This is a genomic window from Pseudomonas sp. VMV1, from assembly GCF_056790235.1.
On sequence record NZ_JBXGSE010000007.1, the window covers coordinates 123,317 to 140,113 of the forward strand.

16 protein-coding genes are annotated in these 16,797 nt (G+C 66.9%); 5 read left to right on the top strand and 11 right to left on the bottom strand.

Annotation, left to right across the window (positions count from 1 at the left end; all coding sequences use genetic code 11):
- The first annotated feature begins 7 nt into the window (after positions 1 to 7).
- Positions 8 to 1,414 carry an L-cystine transporter gene (locus tag ACUCV0_RS19660; protein WP_482213444.1) on the top strand — a complete coding sequence of 469 codons (1,407 nt, stop codon included), beginning with the start codon at positions 8 to 10 and terminating at the stop codon, positions 1,412 to 1,414.
- A gap of 351 nt (positions 1,415 to 1,765) precedes the next feature.
- Here the strand turns inward: ACUCV0_RS19660 and ACUCV0_RS19665 are convergent, their stop codons facing one another.
- The 7 genes from ACUCV0_RS19665 to qhpR form a co-directional block, all read right to left on the bottom strand.
- Positions 1,766 to 2,296, bottom strand: coding sequence for an REP-associated tyrosine transposase (locus ACUCV0_RS19665; RefSeq protein ID WP_482213510.1), 531 nt, complete (start codon positions 2,294 to 2,296; stop codon positions 1,766 to 1,768).
- 178 nt (positions 2,297 to 2,474) lie between these two features.
- Positions 2,475 to 4,175 carry an urease subunit alpha gene (gene ureC / locus ACUCV0_RS19670; protein WP_482213445.1) on the bottom strand — a complete coding sequence of 567 codons (1,701 nt, stop codon included), beginning with the start codon at positions 4,173 to 4,175 and terminating at the stop codon, positions 2,475 to 2,477.
- Positions 4,176 to 4,373: 198 nt separating this feature from the next.
- Positions 4,374 to 4,679, bottom strand: coding sequence for an urease subunit beta (locus ACUCV0_RS19675; protein ID WP_482213446.1), 306 nt, complete (start codon positions 4,677 to 4,679; stop codon positions 4,374 to 4,376).
- Positions 4,676 to 5,185 carry a GNAT family N-acetyltransferase gene (locus ACUCV0_RS19680; RefSeq protein WP_059316228.1) on the bottom strand — a complete coding sequence of 170 codons (510 nt, stop codon included), beginning with the start codon at positions 5,183 to 5,185 and terminating at the stop codon, positions 4,676 to 4,678. Before ACUCV0_RS19680 ends, ACUCV0_RS19675 begins: the two co-directional genes overlap by 4 nt.
- A 10-nt stretch (positions 5,186 to 5,195) precedes the next feature.
- On the bottom strand, positions 5,196 to 5,498 hold the full coding sequence (locus ACUCV0_RS19685; RefSeq protein WP_482213447.1) for an urease subunit gamma: 303 nt from the start codon (positions 5,496 to 5,498) through the stop codon (positions 5,196 to 5,198).
- 83 nt (positions 5,499 to 5,581) lie between these two features.
- Positions 5,582 to 6,421, bottom strand: coding sequence for an urease accessory protein UreD (locus tag ACUCV0_RS19690; RefSeq protein WP_482213448.1), 840 nt, complete (start codon positions 6,419 to 6,421; stop codon positions 5,582 to 5,584).
- Between the two features lie 170 nt (positions 6,422 to 6,591).
- Positions 6,592 to 7,635 (bottom strand): AraC-like transcriptional regulator QhpR, encoded by a 1,044-nt coding sequence (qhpR, locus tag ACUCV0_RS19695; RefSeq protein ID WP_454253735.1) that lies wholly within the window; start codon positions 7,633 to 7,635, stop codon positions 6,592 to 6,594.
- A gap of 338 nt (positions 7,636 to 7,973) precedes the next feature.
- Between qhpR and eat the strand changes: the two genes are divergently transcribed.
- From eat to eutC, 3 genes are all read left to right on the top strand, one after another.
- Positions 7,974 to 9,338 carry an ethanolamine permease gene (eat, locus tag ACUCV0_RS19700; protein WP_482213449.1) on the top strand — a complete coding sequence of 455 codons (1,365 nt, stop codon included), beginning with the start codon at positions 7,974 to 7,976 and terminating at the stop codon, positions 9,336 to 9,338.
- A 22-nt stretch (positions 9,339 to 9,360) separates the two neighbouring features.
- Positions 9,361 to 10,752 carry an ethanolamine ammonia-lyase subunit EutB gene (locus ACUCV0_RS19705; protein ID WP_482213450.1) on the top strand — a complete coding sequence of 464 codons (1,392 nt, stop codon included), beginning with the start codon at positions 9,361 to 9,363 and terminating at the stop codon, positions 10,750 to 10,752.
- 189 nt (positions 10,753 to 10,941) lie between these two features.
- Entirely contained in the window at positions 10,942 to 11,757 is an 816-nt protein-coding gene (gene eutC / locus ACUCV0_RS19710) for an ethanolamine ammonia-lyase subunit EutC (RefSeq protein ID WP_059316222.1), read from the top strand.
- Positions 11,758 to 11,762: 5 nt separating this feature from the next.
- Here eutC and ACUCV0_RS19715 read toward each other — a convergent pair whose 3' ends face one another.
- Both ACUCV0_RS19715 and ACUCV0_RS19720 read right to left on the bottom strand, forming a co-directional pair.
- Positions 11,763 to 12,257, bottom strand: a complete 495-nt coding sequence (locus tag ACUCV0_RS19715) for a hypothetical protein (protein WP_482213451.1) — start codon at positions 12,255 to 12,257, stop codon at positions 11,763 to 11,765.
- Positions 12,258 to 12,278: 21 nt separating this feature from the next.
- Positions 12,279 to 12,707: a GNAT family N-acetyltransferase gene (locus ACUCV0_RS19720; RefSeq protein WP_482213452.1), complete on the bottom strand. Its 429-nt coding sequence runs from the start codon at positions 12,705 to 12,707 to the stop codon at positions 12,279 to 12,281.
- Between the two features lie 127 nt (positions 12,708 to 12,834).
- Here ACUCV0_RS19720 and ACUCV0_RS19725 point away from each other — a divergent pair, with 127 nt between their 5' ends.
- Positions 12,835 to 13,740, top strand: a complete 906-nt coding sequence (locus tag ACUCV0_RS19725; RefSeq protein ID WP_482213453.1) for an alpha/beta fold hydrolase — start codon at positions 12,835 to 12,837, stop codon at positions 13,738 to 13,740.
- A 7-nt stretch (positions 13,741 to 13,747) separates the two neighbouring features.
- On the opposite strand, the gene rutR is transcribed toward ACUCV0_RS19725, so the two are convergent.
- Positions 13,748 to 14,431 carry an HTH-type transcriptional regulator RutR gene (rutR, locus tag ACUCV0_RS19730; RefSeq protein ID WP_323149919.1) on the bottom strand — a complete coding sequence of 228 codons (684 nt, stop codon included), beginning with the start codon at positions 14,429 to 14,431 and terminating at the stop codon, positions 13,748 to 13,750.
- A gap of 343 nt (positions 14,432 to 14,774) precedes the next feature.
- Entirely contained in the window at positions 14,775 to 16,445 is a 1,671-nt protein-coding gene (locus ACUCV0_RS19735; RefSeq protein ID WP_482213454.1) for an ArnT family glycosyltransferase, read from the bottom strand.
- Between the last annotated feature and the right edge of the window lie 352 nt (positions 16,446 to 16,797).

Consider the following 16,797-nt stretch of genomic DNA (forward strand, 5'->3'; position numbering starts at 1 on the left):
ACCTCGTGTGAATCTGCCTCTCGTCCTCAACCTCGTCGCCTTCGCCGTGCTGCTCGGCCTGCTGGCGCGTACCCGCAATACCGGCTGGAGCCTGGCCGTGCGCGTCTTCATCGGCCTCGCCCTGGGCGTCGCCTTCGGCCTGGTGCTGCAACTCGTCTATGGTCACGACGCCCCGGTGCTCAAGACCTCCATCAGCTGGTTCAACCTGGTCGGCAACGGCTATGTACAGCTGCTGCAGATGAGCATCATGCCACTGGTGTTCGCCTCCATCCTGGCGGCCGTGGCGCGGTTGCGCGAGGCCTCGTCCATGGGCCGCATCAGCCTGCTGACCCTGGGCACGCTGCTGTTCACCACCGCCATCGCCGCCCTGGTCGGGGTGCTGGTGACCTGGCTGTTCGGCCTGAGCGCCGAGGGCCTGGTGCAGGGCGCCCAGGAGACCGCGCGCCTGACCACCCTGCAGAACAGCTATGTCGGCAAGGTGGCGGACCTGTCGGTGCCCCAGCTGCTGCTGTCCTTCATTCCGAAGAATCCCTTCGCCGACCTCACGGGCGCCAGTCCCACCTCCATCATCAGCGTGGTGATCTTCGCCGCCTTCCTCGGCGTCGCCGCCTTGCGCCTGCAGCGCGACGATCCGGTCCGCGGCGAGAAGGTGCTGGCTGGCATCGACGTGCTCCAGGCCTGGGTGATGAAGCTGGTACGCCTGCTGCTGCAACTGACCCCCTATGGCGTGCTGGCGCTGATGACCAAGATGGTCGCTACCGCCAGCCCCCAGGACGTGCTCAAGCTGGGCACCTTCCTGATCGCCTCCTACCTGGGCCTGGCCATCCTCTTCGGCGTGCATGCGCTGCTGCTGACCCTGAGCGGCCTGTCGCCAGCGCGCTTCTTTCCCAAGGTCTGGACGGTGTTGAGCTTCGCCTTCACCAGCCGCTCCAGCGCGGCGACCATCCCGCTGAACATCGAGGCCCAGACCGAGCGCCTCGGCGTACCGCCGGCCATCGCCAGTTTCGCCGCCTCCTTTGGCGCCACCATCGGCCAGAACGGTTGCGCCGGTCTCTATCCGGCCATGCTGGCGGTGATGATCGCGCCCACCATGGGCATCGATCCCTTCGATCCGCTATGGATCGCCACGCTCGTGGGCATCGTCACCCTGAGTTCGGCGGGCGTGGCGGGCGTAGGTGGTGGTGCCACCTTCGCCGCCCTGATCGTATTGCCGGCCCTGGGCCTGCCGGTCACCCTGGTGGCGCTGCTGGTGTCCATCGAACCGCTGATCGACATGGGCCGCACCGCGCTCAACGTCAACGGCTCCATGACCGCCGGCACCCTGACCGCGCGCTGGATGGGCCAGCTGGACAAGGCCGCCTACGACCGCGACGACCGCGCGGAAGCCCCGGCGGCGCCAGTCAGTCGCGGCTGAGCGCCGGCGGGTTTCGTGTAGGTTGGGTTGAGCGAAAGCGAAGCCCAACGGTGCCCATGCTTGCCGTGGTGTGTTGGGCTTCGGCGATGGAGCTGCCTCAGCCCAACCTACGGGTGCCCCATGTTGATTGGGTACAACGTGGATGGTTGAGCCGCGCAGGTTGGCGCTGAGCGCAGCGAAGCCCAACACGACCAACCCCAACGATGCCCATGCCTGCTACGGCATGTTGGGCTTCGGCGATAGAGCCGCCTCAGCCCAACCTACGGGTGCCCAATGTTGATTGGGTACAACGTGGATGGTTGAACCGCGTAGGTTGGCGCTGAGCGCAGCGAAGCCCAACACAACCAACTCTCACCGCTCGCCCACCGCCCATTCCTCATCGCGCTGTCCTGCCCACTCCGCTGGCAGGACGCCTGCTCGCACATAGCGATGGATGGACGAATAGGGCCACTCCACCGCGCTTCGCGCATGACCATGCTTCACTGGATTGAAATGGATGTAGTCGAGATGCCGCTGCAGATCCTGCTCATCCCGGATCTGGTGCTCCCAATAGCGTCTTTGCCAGACGCCGCGTTCGCGTTTTAGCCGTCGCGACAGGTTTACCGTCTCAAGCGGCGGTAACTGACGGGAGAAGCCTGCCTTGATCAGGCTCCAGCGCAGGGGATAGTTCCAGTCGCCCTCCGGCAGGCACCAGAGCGCGTGCAAGTGATCGGGCAGGACCACCATGGCAAGAATGTCGAAGGGATGCTGGGCTTTCACCTGGCGTATCGCCTGCCGCAGCGCGCCGATGTGATCGACGAGTAGAGTAGAGGAGCGGTCGTTGAGGTTGACCGTGAAGAAGAACGTACCACCCGCGGCACGGTTGCGTCGATAGTCCAAGATCACCGTCCTTGGTGAATGGAAAGTCGCAGTTTAGAGGCTTTGGCTACGCCTGGCATAGCCATGCGCATCGTTGGGCTTCGGCGATGGAGCTGCCTCAGCGCCAACCTACGGAGCGCGCAATGTAGGTTGGCGCTGAGCGCAGCGAAGCCCAACAGGCCGTGCCGTTGGAACAGGCCCTCTAGAAAAGAAAATACCGCTGCGCCATCGGCAGGACCTCGGCCGGTTCGCACCAGAGCAGCTGGCCGTCGGCCCTGACCTGGTAGTTCTGCGGATCGACCTCGATGGTCGGCAGATAGTCGTTGTGGATGAGGTCGCTCTTCTGCGCGGTGCGGCAGCCCCTGACCACGCCGATGCGCTTCTTCAGCCCCAGTTGCTCGGGCACCCCCGCCTCGAAGGCGGCCTGGCTGATGAAGGTCAGGCTGGTGTCGTGGAGCATGCCGGCGTAGCTGCCGAACATGGGGCGGTAGTGCACCGGTTGCGGGGTGGGGATGGAAGCGTTGGCGTCGCCCATCAGACTGGCCGCGATGGCGCCGCCCTTGAGGATCAGCGTCGGCTTCACACCGAAGAACGCCGGGCGCCAGAGCACCAGGTCGGCGAACTTGCCCACCTCGATGGAACCCACCTCGTGGCTGATGCCATGGGTGATCGCGGGGTTGATGGTGTACTTGGCGATGTAGCGCTTGACCCGGAAGTTGTCGTTACCGGCGCCATCCTCGGGCAGCGGGCCGCGCTGCTTCTTCATCTTGTCGGCGGTCTGCCAGGTGCGGGTGATGACCTCGCCGACGCGGCCCATGGCCTGGCTGTCGGAGCTGATCATGGCGAAGGCGCCGAGGTCGTGGAGGATGTCCTCGGCGGCGATGGTTTCGCGGCGGATGCGGCTCTCGGCAAAGGCCACGTCCTCGGCGATGCTCGGGTCCAGGTGATGGCAGACCATGAGCATGTCCAGGTGCTCGTCGATGGTGTTCCTGGTGAAGGGCCGCGTCGGATTGGTGGAGCTGGGCAGTACGTTGGGGAAGCCGCAGGCCTTGATGATGTCCGGCGCGTGGCCGCCGCCGGCACCCTCGGTGTGATAGGTGTGGATGGTGCGGCCCTTGAAGGCGCCCAGGGTGGTCTCGACGAAACCGGATTCGTTGAGGGTATCGGTGTGGATGGCTACCTGGATGTCGAAGCGATCGGCCACCGCCAGGCAGTTGTCGATGGCGGCGGGGGTGGTGCCCCAGTCTTCGTGCAGCTTTAGGCCGATGGCGCCGGCGCGCACCTGTTCCTCTAGCGGTCCGGGCAGGCTGGCGTTGCCCTTGCCGGTGAAGCCGATGTTCATCGGGAAGGCATCGGCGGCCTTGAGCATCTGCGCCATGTGCCAGGGACCGGGGGTCACGGTGGTGGCATAGGTGCCGGTGGCCGGGCCGGTGCCGCCGCCGATCATGGTGGTGGTGCCGCTCATGAGCGCCTCTTCGATCTGCTGCGGGCAGATGAAGTGGATGTGGGAGTCGATGCCGCCCGCGGTGAGGATCATGCCTTCGCCGGCGATGACTTCTGTGGCCGCGCCGATGGGTACGCTGACGCCGGGCTGGATGTCCGGGTTGCCGGCCTTGCCGATGGCCTGGATGCGCCCGTTCTTGAGGCCGACATCTGCCTTGACGATGCCCCAGTGATCGACGATCAGGGCGTTGGTGATGACGGTGTCGACCACCTCGGCCGCCAGCAGCTGGCTCTGACCCATGCCGTCGCGGATGACCTTGCCGCCACCGAATTTCACTTCTTCGCCGTAGACGGTGTGGTCCTCTTCGACCTCGATCCAGAGCTCGGTATCGGCCAGGCGCACCCGGTCGCCGGTGGTGGGGCCGAACATGTCGGCATAGGCTTGGCGGGAGATTTTCATAGGCGTTGATCCCGAATAGAAATGGTCCGGTTTGCCCTCACCCCCGCCCTCTCCCGGAGGGAGAGGGGGAAGAGCGGGTGTTCTGGTTGGGGCCTTCACGCCCACCATTTCTCAGGCAGAAAAGGGAAGGGCGAAAGGCATGGTGTCTGCTTTTGGCCCCCTCTCCCTGAGGGAGAGGGTTGGGGTGAGGGGCTGTCCCTACAACCTGCCCATCACCCGCCCGGCGAAGCCGTAGACGGTGCGGGCGCCGGCCAGGTCGACCAGCTCCACCTCGCGGCTCTGGCCCGGCTCGAAGCGCACGGCGGTGCCGGCGGCAATGTTGAGGCGCATGCCACGGGCCAGGGCGCGGTCGAACACCAGGGCGTCGTTAGTTTCGTGGAAGTGGTAGTGCGAGCCCACCTGGATCGGTCGGTCGCCGCTGTTGGCAACGGTCAGGCTCAAGGTACGGCGGCTGGCATTGAGTTCGATGTCGCCGTCCTGGATCTGGTATTCGCCGGGGATCATGGGCGCTGCTCCAGCATCAGTTGCATGAAGGTGAGGTCCAGCCAGCGTCCGAACTTGATGCCGACCTGGGGCATCTGCCCAGTGGTGATGAAGCCCAGGCGCTCGTGCAGGCGGATCGAGGCCTGGTTGCCACTCTCGATGGCGGCCACCATCACGTGCTTGTCACAGGCGCGGGCACGTTCGATGAGCGGCATCATCAGCTGCGGGCCGATGCCCTGGCCGCGCTGGTCAGGATGGATATAGACCGAGTGCTCGACGGTGTGGCGAAAGCCCTCGAAGGGCCGCCAGTCACCGAAGGAGGCGTAGCCCACCACCGTCCCTTCGGCGTTCTCGGCGACCAGGATCGGATAGCCCTGGGTAGCGCGTAGGTCGAACCAGGCCTGGCGGTTGGCCAGGTCCACCGGGGTTTCGTTCCAGATCGCCGTGGTGTTGCTGACGGCGTCGTTGTAGATGTGCAGCACCGCCGGCAGGTCGGCAGGGGTGGCGTCGCGGACGATCAGACTCATGGTGGTCTCCCTAGGCAATCGGCTGGTGGACGGTGACCAGCTTGGTCCCGTCGGGGAAGGTGGCTTCCACCTGGATCTCCGGGATCATCTCCGGAATGCCTTCCATCACCTGGTCGCGGGTCAGCAGGGTGGTGCCGTAGTGCATCAGGTCGGCCACGGTGCGACCGTCACGGGCGCCTTCGAGCAGGGCGGCGGAGATCAGCGCCATGGCTTCCGGGTAGTTGAGCTTCACCCCGCGCGCCAGGCGGCGTTCGGCCACCAGGCCGGCAGTGAAGATGAGCAGTTTGTCTTTTTCGCGGGGTGTCAGGTCCATGGGTGTTCCGGTTGGCAGATGCGGTCAAGGGATGTCGGTCGATCATCGCGGCCATGGGCCGCGCCTACAAGGGCGGCGCTGCCTCAGGTACTCCAGATCCGTGGCGGCATGGCCACGCGGCCGAGCAGGGCCGGGCGCAGCAGGCGCCACACCTCGATCAGCCAGGCGCGGGCCTGAAGGGATTCGGCGGCCAGGCAGCGGGCGACCACCAGGCCGGGTAGCTGGGTCAGGTCGCCGCGTACCGGCAGGGCGAGGTCACGGCAGCGCGCCAGGGTGTCGGCGTCCAGGGTGCCGGTGATCAGCAGGGTAGCGAACACCGGCTGGCCGGCCAGGCCGATGGGCGAGTCCAGCAGGCGGTCCGCGCCGACCAGGCGCTGGCGCTCGTGCCACAGCGGGGTGCCGTCGCGACGGATGTCCAGGTGTGCCTGGAACAGGCCTTCGGTGAAGCGCTCGGCACTGGCCGGGCGGCCCAGGGCGACGATGTCCCAGTAGCAGAGGCGGGCATCGCCTTCCAGCTCGATGCGGGTGGCGAGATGGGCCTGGGCGCCGGAGAAGACGATGGTCTCCTGGGGCAACCATTCCAGGGTGGCGCCAGCGGCCACGCGCAGGTCGATCTGCTGGTGGGCCGCGCTGTCAGCGCGATACCACTTGGCTGCCCCAGGGCTGGTGAGCTGAGCCCAGGCGTTTTCGCCGACGCTGACGTCGATGTCCAGCCGATCCCCGCCAGCGATGCCGCCCGGTGGATGCACCAGGATGTGCTGGCAGACTTCGGGGCCTTCGGCGTGCAGATGCTTCTGGACGCGCAAGGGACCGAGGTGGCGGCGGGTGGTGGGCCGGGTCCAGTCGCCCTGGCGGGCATAGGCCAGCTCCAGGCGCGCCGGCCAGGCCGGGGTGAAGAGGGCAGGGGGCAGGGCAGAGGTCATCGGGCGGTCGTTGTTCTGGTTGGGGCTGTTTGGGGCAAGGCCTTGCAAGAATCTGACCGGCTAAGCAGGAGTTGCCGTTGGGCTTCGCTACGCTCAACACCAACCTACCGATGCCGGTGCTTGGATGGCCGCTCGACGTAGGGCTTCGCTGGCGCTCAAGGATCCAACCTCTACGAAAGGCCCCGCCATTGCCGCGGACTCACCTGAAACCACCGCCGAAACGCCCGCGAAAAGGCACTCGTCTCCGAGTAGCCCAGCAGCGGCGCCAGGTCGGTGATCGGCAGCCGCTGCCGCAGGTAGTGCTGAGCCAGGTCGCGGCGGACGCCTTCGACCAGCGCCGAGAAACTCGCGCCCTGGTCGCGCAGGCGGCGTTGCAGCTGGCTGGTGGACAGGTCCAGGCGCTGGGCGATGGTCTCCAGGCTGGGTTCGCCCAGGGGCAGTGCCAGGCGTACCGAGGCGCGGACCTCTTCGAGCAGTTCCAGCTGCGGCAAGCGCTGGCCGAGTTGGCGAATGGCGTCCTGCACCACCAGCAGGAGCAGTGGGTCGTGGTCGGGCATGGTGCGGTCGCGCAGGTCGGCCTTGGGCACCAGCATGGCGTTGTAGGGGTGACCGAAGCTTACCGCGGCATCGAACAGCCGGCGATGCTCGTGCCAGCCCTCGGGCCGGGGATGTTCGAATTGCACCGCCCGCGGCGCCCAGGTCGGGCCGAGCACATGGCGCAAGAGGTTGAGCAGCATGCCCAGGGTCAGCTCGGCGTCCTGGCGGCGGGCAACGATGGCGCCGTGGCGCACCTGGTAGTCGAAGCGCCAGCAGTCACCGGCGTCCACCAGCTGGATCAGGGTGCTGTGCTGGTGGAAGGGAAAGGCGGCGGCGAAGTTCTGCAGCGCTGCCTCGGCGGTGGGCGAGCAGAGCCCCACGTAGCCCAGCAGGCCGAGCATCTGCGGTTTGAATTGCTGCCCGTAGTGCAGCCCGAAATTGTCGCAGCCGGACTGGGCGGCGGCTTCTTCGAGGACCCGGCAGTAGTTGCCCAGCCCCAGGCTCAGGGTGGGGTGCTGCAGCTGTTCGGGGTCGATGCCGGCGGTGCCGAAGATGCGATCGACATCGCCGCCGTGGCTGGTGATGACGGTATCCAGCCCGCTGGCGGCGGCAGAGAGCACGCCGAGGTTGCGCGACGGTGAGGTCAGGGCGGCTAAGCCGGAAGCGGCCAGGGGCATGGGGCGGGTCCAGGGAGGGGATCGGCATGAGTGAAGCAAAGGCTGTGCCCCGGGCCAGACGTCGACCCGGTACAGGTGCCGTAACGTCGAGGGCTTCACGGTATTCGGCCCTTGGCATGCCTCATTGCGGGGCGCGAGGGTGGGTGTCGCACCGAGCTGGTGCGGTCGCGGGTAGCAGCCTGGGAAGAGGGGTAACGCCGACTTGACCCTGGGTCGCACCGGCCGTGCCGAGCGGTCAAGTCGGCGCGGTCCTGGTCTGTTTAAGCTCGAAAAAGCCGGGCATCGCGGGATCGCGGTCGCCCATTCGGATCACGTCGCTACAAGGGGAGTGGCCTGTCATGACCAACGAAAAACTCAAGCCGACCCTCGGCACCCTGCACCTCTGGGGTATCGCCGTGGGTCTGGTGATCTCCGGGGAGTACTTCGGCTGGAGCTATGGCTGGGGCGTCGCCGGGACCCTGGGCTTTCTGGTCACCGCGCTGGTGGTGGCGGTGATGTACACCTGCTTCATCTTCAGCTTCACCGAGCTGACCACCGCCATTCCCCATGCCGGCGGCCCCTTCGCCTACAGCCGCCGCGCCTTCGGTCCCCGGGGCGGTACCATCGCCGGGATCGCGACGCTGATCGAGTTCGTCTTCGCGCCACCGGCCATCGCCATGGCCATCGGCGCCTACCTCAATGTGCAGTTTCCCACCCTTGATCCCAAGCTGTGCGCGGTGGCGGCCTATTTCATCTTCATGACCCTGAACATCCTCGGGGTAAGCATCGCCGCGACCTTCGAGCTGGTGGTCACGGTGCTGGCGGTGATCGAGCTGCTGATCTTCATGGGTGTGGTAGCGCCGGGCTTCAGTGTGGCCAACTTCACCAGTGGCGGCTGGGCCGGGCAGGACCAGTTCTCGCTGGCGGCGGTGGGCGGCATGTTCGCCGCCATCCCCTTCGCCATCTGGTTCTTTCTCGCCATCGAGGGCGCGGCCATGGCGGCCGAGGAAGCCAAGGACCCCAAGCGCACCATTCCCAAGGCCTATATCGCCGGCATCCTCACCCTGGTGACCCTGGCCATCGGCGTGATGATCTTCGCTGGCGGCGTGGGCGACTGGCGGGCACTGTCCAACATCAACGATCCGCTGCCCCAGGCCATGAAGGGGGTGGTGGGCGAAGGCTCCGTGTGGCTGCACCTGCTGGTGGGCATCGGCCTGTTCGGGCTGGTGGCCAGCTTCCACGGCATCATCCTTGGCTATTCGCGGCAGTTCTTCGCCCTGGCCCGCGCCGGCTTCCTGCCCCACGGCCTGGCCAAGCTGTCGCGCTTCCAGACGCCGCACCGAGCGGTGCTGGCCGGCGGCGTGGTGGGCATCGCCGCCATCTTCAGCGACGGGGTGATCAGCCTGCAGGGCATGACCCTGACCGCCGCCATGATCACCATGAGCGTGTTCGGCGCCATCGTCATGTACATCATGAGCATGCTCAGCCTGTTCAAGCTGCGCCGCAGCGAGCCCCACCTGGAGCGTACCTTCCGCGCCCCTGGCTATCCGGTGGTGCCAGCCATCGCCCTGGTGCTGGCGGTGGTCTGCCTGATCGCCATGGTCTGGTACAACCCGGTGATCGCCAGCGTCTTCGTGGTGCTGATGGTGATAGGGGCGCTGGTCTGCGGTCTCAGCCGTAGACAGGGCGACATTGCACCCGACGCTGCCTTCGGCGAGGCCTGAGCAGCGCAACCCGGGAGGTAGCATGAGCGGTTTCCAGCACAGTGTGGGCGGCCAGACCTGGCGTTTCGCCGATCTCAAGGCGCTCATGGCCAAGGCCACTCCAGCGCGGTCGGGAGATGTTCTGGCCGGAGTCGCCGCGAGTAGCGATGTGGAGCGGGTGGCGGCGCAGATGGCCCTGGCCGAGCTGCCGCTCAAGCACTTTCTCAGCGAGGCGGTGATTCCCTACGAGGCCGACGAAGTCACCCGGCTGATCGTCGACAGCCACGATGCCGAGGCCTTTGCCCCGGTCGCCCACCTCACCGTGGGCGGCTTCCGCGACTGGCTGCTAGGTGCGGCGGCCGACGAGACCAGTCTCGCTGCGCTGGCCCCGGGACTGACCCCGGAGATGGTCGCCGCGGTGTCCAAGATCATGCGCATCCAGGATCTGATCCTGGTAGCCCAGAAGGTCCGCGTGGTGACCCGTTTCCGCAACACCATCGGCTTGCGTGGGCGGCTGTCGACCCGGCTGCAGCCCAATCACCCCACCGACGATCCGGCCGGCATCGCCGCCAGCGTCCTCGACGGCCTGCTTTACGGTAACGGCGACGCGGTGATCGGCATCAATCCGGCCACCGACAGCACGGGCGGCATCTGCGAGCTGCTGAAGATGCTCGATGCGGTCATCCAGCGCTACGAGATCCCCACCCAGTCCTGCGTGCTGACCCACGTCACCACTAGCATCGCCGCCATCGAACGCGGCGCGCCGGTGGACTTGGTGTTCCAGTCCATCGCCGGCACCCAGGGCGCCAACGAGAGCTTCGGCATCAGCCTGGCGCTGCTGCAGGAAGGCTATGAAGCGGGGCTGTCGCAGCGTCGCGGCACCCTGGGCGACAACCTCATGTATTTCGAGACGGGGCAGGGCAGTGCTCTTTCTGCAGGCGCCCACCATGGCGTCGATCAGCAGACCTGCGAGGTGCGCGCCTACGCCGTGGCGCGCAAATTCCAGCCGCTGCTGGTGAACACCGTGGTCGGCTTCATCGGCCCCGAGTACCTCTACAACGGCAAGCAGATCATTCGCGCCGGGCTCGAAGATCACTTCTGCGGCAAGCTGCTCGGCGTGCCCATGGGCTGCGACATCTGCTACACCAACCATGCCGAAGCGGACCAGGACGACATGGACATGCTGCTGACCCTGCTGGGCGCGGCGGGCATCAATTTCATCATGGGCATCCCGGGCTCGGACGACGTGATGCTCAACTACCAGACCACCTCCTTCCACGACGCCCTCTACGCCCGCCAGGTGCTGGGCCTGCAACCGGCGCCGGAATTCGCCGCCTGGCTCGATCGCCTTGGCATCCTGCGCCTGGAAGACGGTCGCTTCCGCCTCGGCGAGGGCTTGCCCGCGCCGTTCCAGCAGGTGTTGGCGCAGATTTGAATGGTTTTTCGTAGGTTGGGCTGAGCGTTAGCGAAGCCCAACGTTGCCAGGCTCGACTCGTGCCTGTTGGGCTTCGACGGTGGAGCTATCTCAACCCAACCTACGAAAGGGCCGAGTGCCAGCCCCAATCCTTGCTTGTCGGGCTTCGACGATGAAGCCGTCTCAACCCAACCTACCGAGGAGGTTGCCATGAAGGACTCCGACACCGCCCGCCCCGATCCCTGGGCCGAATTGCGTCGCCTGACTCCGGCGCGCATCGCCCTGGGCCGCGCCGGCACCAGCCTGCCCACCGCTGCCCAGCTGGACTTCCAGGCCGCCCATGCCCAGGCGCGCGATGCCGTGCACCTGGCCTTCGATCACCAGGCGCTACGTGAAGGCCTGACCGCCCAGGGCCGCGAGACCCTGGTGCTCAAGAGCGCCGCGCCGGATCGACACACCTATCTGCAGCGCCCCGACCTGGGACGCAAGCTGTCGGAGGAATCCGCCCGCGAACTCCAGGCCTATGCCGCCGAGCATCCGGATGGCTTCGACGTCGCCGTGGTCATCGCCGACGGCCTCTCGGCCCTGGCAGTGCATCGCCATGCCCTGCCGTTCCTGGAGCGGCTGGCCGACCAGGCCAAGGCCGACGGTTGGCGCTGGGCGCCGGTCACCCTGGTGGAACAGGGCCGGGTGGCGGTGGGTGACGAGATCGGCGGTTTGCTCAAGGCGCGGCTGCTGGTGATGCTGATCGGCGAGCGCCCCGGTCTCAGCTCACCCGACAGCCTCGGCCTCTATTTCACCTATGGTCCGCGCCCGGGCCTCAACGATGCCGGTCGCAACTGCATCTCCAACGTGCGCCTGGAGGGCCTCGCCTATGGCCTGGCGGCGCACAAGCTGCTTTACCTGATGCGCGAGGCCGATCGCCGTAAGCTCTCCGGGGTTCAGCTAAAGGACGAAGCCGAGGTGCCCCTGCTGGAGGGTGGGGAAGAGAACGCCCGGGTGGGGAATTTCCTGACCGCGTTCTAGCGACTTCAGGGGCGCGCGGCGCGCTGGCGATGCTCGTCCAGCAAGCGGTCGATGGCACTGCGATCAAGGGGCCGCTTCTGCTTCAGGAAGGCCTGGAGCTGGTAGGCATTCCAGCCGTCCGATGCCTTGCCAGGTCGCTCGATACGTCGCTCCGGATCGGCGCCGTAGCGCAACAGCAGGGCGACCAGGTCCGGCCGATTGAACAGGATGGCGGCGTTGAGCGGCGTCAGGCCTCCGGCGTCGACAGGTTCGTCGGCCGGACAGCCGGCGGCCAGGGCGGTCTGCGCCATCTGCAAGAGCACCTCCCGGCGAATTTCTGGCTTATCGTACAGGGCGCCGACGAAGGCCAGCGTCGGCTGAGTCTGGGTCTGCTCACCCGTGGTGAGGCCCAGCAGGCAGCCGCGCCCGTCGATGACCCTGAAGCCTGGTTCGGCCCGGCTGTTGCCCGCCAGCGCCAGCAGCGCTACCAGACCCATCGTTCGAAAGGATAAGGCTCGCATGGTCCCTCGGTAGCCGGCCGCTCAGACCAGCGCCTTGCGCAGGAAATACCGCGCAAAGCCCGGCGGATAGTCTGCCAGCTCGCCGAACACTTCATAGCCCAGGCGCTCGTAGAAGCTGCGGGCCTGGAATTCGTGGGTGTCGAGCCAGGCACCGTGGCAGCCGCGGCTGCTCGCCTCGGCCTCGGCGCGCAGCATCAGCTCGCGGCCAGCACCCTGACCGCGGGCGGCTTCGTCCACCGCCAGCAACTGCACATAGAGCCAGCCATAGCTGGTGTAGCCCCAGAGTCCGCCCAGGGGCTGGCCGTCGCGGCTCAGGCTGATGACCAAGGCCCGATAACCGCTCGGGCCGACCTGGGCTTCGTTGTACTGTCGCAGCGGCACACCGATGGCCTGGCGCAGCTCTTCGCGCGCCTCATCGGTAAGGTGGTACTCCAGTGGCGCTGCAGGCATGGCCGTGGTCTCAGGTAGAGGGTCGCCTGAGCATAGCGCACCGCTGCTGCGTGACCGTCGGGTTCTACCGCTTTGCTCGCGCTGGCCTTGGAGTAGCATGAACCTTTACCGATTTCGCGGGGGAGCCATGGACATACGTGAAGGTCGCGCCCGGGTTGGCGCCCTCGAACTGGCTTACGAAGACTGGGGCGATCCCGCCGATCCGGCGCTGCTGCTGATCATGGGCTTTGGCGCCCAGCTGCTGCTCTGGCCGGAAGGCTTCTGCGAAGCCCTGGTCCGGCGTGGACTGCGGGTGATCCGCTTCGACAATCGCGACGTCGGCCAGTCTTCGCGGCTGAGCTGGCCCGGTGGGCGACCGCCGTCGTTGTGGCCCGTGCTGGGCCGGGCGCAGCTGGGCAAGCCCAGCGCGGTGCCCTATCGCCTGGAAGCCATGGCCGCCGATGCGGTCGGGCTGCTCGATCACCTGGGGCTGGAGCGCGCCCATGTGCTGGGCGGCTCCATGGGGGGCATGATCGCCCAGATCCTCGCCGCCGACTGGCCGCAGCGGGTCGCGCGCCTGGGTATCCTGTTCTCGTCCACGAATCAGCCGCTGTTGCCGCCGCCCTCGTTCAAGCTGCTTGGCAGCCTGCTGCTGCGGCCGCCGACCGACCTGCCGGCCGATGCGGCGCTCGCCCGACAGAAGAACCTGCTGCGCGGTATCGAGAGCCCCAGCTACCGCCAGAGCGACGCTGATCTCGAACGCCTGGTGCAGCGTATCCTGGCGCGCGGGGTGGACGTGGACGGGGTGCAGCGGCAGCTGTTCGCCCTGCTGGGCAGTGGCGACCTGCGCCCCTTCGCCCGGCGCATCCAGGCGCCGGCTCTGGTAGTACATGGCGCGCGGGATCCGCTCCTGCGCCCAGCCTGTGGGCGCGCCGTGGCCAGGGCCATTCCCGGTGCCCGCTTCGAGCTCATTGCCGAGATGGCTCACGATCTGCCGGCACCGCTCTGGCCCTTGCTGAGCGAGTTGTTCGCCGACTTCTTCCTGACGCCCTGAGGCGTGCTCAGGCGGCCGGACGTGGACGCAGGCCGTCGATGATCAGGGTTTCCAGGCCGCGCAGGACCTCGTCGAAGAAGACCGGATCCTTCAGCGTGCGGCCGCACAGGGCCTGTACCTGTACCCGGAAGTCCGCATAGTGCTGGGTGGTGGCCCAGATACTGAACATCAGCTGATGCGGATCCACCGGTGCCAGGCGGCCGGCGTCGATCCAGGCGCGGATCACCCGGACCTTCTCGTCCATCAGGGCGTGCAGGCTGCTGCTCTGCAATTCGGGCAGCAGCAAGGGTGCGCCCTGGACCATCTCCAGGCAGAACAACCGGGATTCGGCGGGGTGGTCGCGGGACATCTCCAGCTTCTGCCGCAGATAGTCGCGTAGGGCGTCGAGGGGCTCCTGGTCTTCGCTGAAGATGCGCAGGGGCCGCAGCCAGGTGGCGAGCAGCTGGCGCAGCACCGCGAGATAGAGTTCTTCCTTGTTGCTGAAATAGTAGAGCAGGTTGGTCTTGGAGACGTCCGCCTGCAGCGCCACCTGATCCAGGCTGGCGCCATGCAGGCCGAAGCGGGAAAAGATGTCGAGGGCGGCGCTGAGGATCTGGGTACGCTTGGCCTCGATCTGGCGCTGTCGTCGCAGCTGGGCGGCGGGACTGGGTTGACGAGGTTTGCGTGGCGGGGAATCGCTGGCCTGATTCACGAACTGCTCCTTGGGCCTTTTCAGCGTCTGATCCGTGCCGACTGCGCCGGAACGCGAGCGGCTCCGGCAGCACGGTCGTTCGGGTTCGCACCGTCCTGGTCGACGAACCTTCGGTCGAGCGTCGCAGCGTCGATCCGTTTTTTTCACTCTAGCATGTCAAGAGCACAGCCATGGCCCGGGCACGGCCGTCTGGCAGCGCAGAGCCGTTTCGCCTGAAATCCGCAGGCTAGAGCTTGTCGTGGCAAGGTTAAACGATTCAGCTCGCCTGTCCAGGGCTACGGGTTTTTCATGTTCGAGCGGGCCCTTCACGGCCTCGACCGCCTGCCCGGGTAGCGAGCCGAGACTAGGGGCTGAGCCGAAAGGCGCGAAAGCGCTCCTTGCGATTGCCGGGGCGGGCGCCCTGCCAGAGCTCCTGCCAGCCCGTGGGCATGGCCACCGCTTCGTGTCTTTCGTCCTGGACCACCAGGACTCGACAGGGCACCTGGGCGAGGTCGGATATCTCCTGCGGCGGATAGCCGGTATAGACATGCACCATGGCGCGTTCCGACTCGCCCAGGCCATAGCTGGCCAGGCAAGCCGTGGGCGGGAGTACCCGCTGCAGCTCGCTGAAGGGCCGCGCATAGCTGTTGCCCAGATCGACCCAGGGTAGCCAGAGGCTGTTGGCCAGACTCCAGCTGACGGTCAGGCCGACGAACCAGACACTGGCCGGCGTCAGTCGACGGCACACACCCAGCACCAGTCCCCAGGCGACCAGGGCCAGCAGGGCCAGGGTCCAGGCCAGAAGACTCACCGGCAGGCGTTCTCCTATCGGCAGGTGATCGCGGATCAAGGCTGGCCAGGGCAGCGGCCAGCCCCGCGCCAGGCCGAGGCCACCCAGGGCCAGCAGGGCGATGAGAGGCGTCCAGACGCCCAGGCCAAGAACGCGCCCGAACCGAGCGAGAGGGGGCGGCGGCTGCAGGCGTGCCGCCAGCAGCGCCAGGGCCGGAAACAGCGGCAGTAGATAGAGACTGCGAAACACCGCTGATTTGAGCAGGACCGCCAGGCAGACGATCGTGTAGAGCACCACCGTAGCCAGGCCGGGATGGCGGCCCAGCCGTCGCAAGGGGCTGCCGCCGCGGTGGTGCAGTTGCCAGAGCGTGGCGCCGAGCAGGATCGGTCCGGTGGGAAAGGACAGCGCCACCAGGTCCGCCAGGCTGGAGACCAGGCCGTCGCTGTCGCTGTTGCGTGCTTCCAGGCCGAAGAAGCGGCCGATATTGTTGGTCCACAACCAGGTATGGAACAGTTCCGGAGCCCGGTGCCAGAGCAGCCATGGCCAGATTAGCAGCCAGGGCAGGGCGGCCAGGCTGGCGGCGAGCAGCCAGCGGCGACCTTCCGGCTCGACCAAGCGCCTGGGCCAGCAGAGCGCGCAGAGTCCTCCCGTGAGCCCCAGTACCCCAGGTACCAGCAGGCCCTTGCTCATGAAGGCGATGCCGAGACCGCTGCCACACAGCAGGCCATGACGCCAGGGGTGGCGCCGGTCGTGCAACTGCGCGGCGAGGCCAGCCAGGCCGAGGGTGGCGCCGGCCAGCTGGGGCACGTCGGCGATCAGCAGATGGCTGTGCTGCACGATGCCGAGCATGCCCAACAGGGCGAGTACGGCCTGGCGCCTACGCCCGGGCAGCACCCTCTGGGTAAGCCAGGCCAGGGCGGCCAGGGTCACCAGCATCCAGGCCAGCACCGCCAGCCGGGCACCGTCCGGTGCACTCAACCAGGGCGAAGGCAGCCGCGCGGCCAGGGCGCCGGTCCAGTACATCAGCGGCGGCTTTTCCATGAAGGGCGCGGTACCGACCCGCGGGATCAGCCAGTCCGGCGTGGTGAGGAAATTCCACACCATGCCGAAGGAGTAGGGCTCGTCGGCCTTCCATAGGCCACGGCCGAATAGACCGGCGAGCAGGTAGGCAACCAGGCAGCAGAGCAGCAGTACCCGCTCCAGACGCGCGGCGCGTGGCGAGGCAGGGGAGGAGGAGGGGAGCAAGGCAATGACTCTTGGCGGAATCCTGCCGGTATACGGGGTTTGGCTTAGAGGGGGCTTAAGGAGGTTATCCGAGGCGACGTGCATGGGTACGGCGGGGCTGACTGATTGTCCGCCGATATCGCCATTCCTACGGAAAATGGAGCATCGCCAATCGCGGCCATGGGCCGCTCCTACAGGTCTAGTCCTAACCTGTAGGAGCGGCCCATGGCCGCGATTGCTGAGGATTAGCTATAGGGCCCTGGTGGGTTATAGGGGCTGCCGGTGGTTCTAGCATCTCCCCCCAAACCTCGCTAAGCAGCCAGAGCGCCCATAAGCCAGGCTGGACGCACTGTAATGTTGGGCTTCGCTGCGC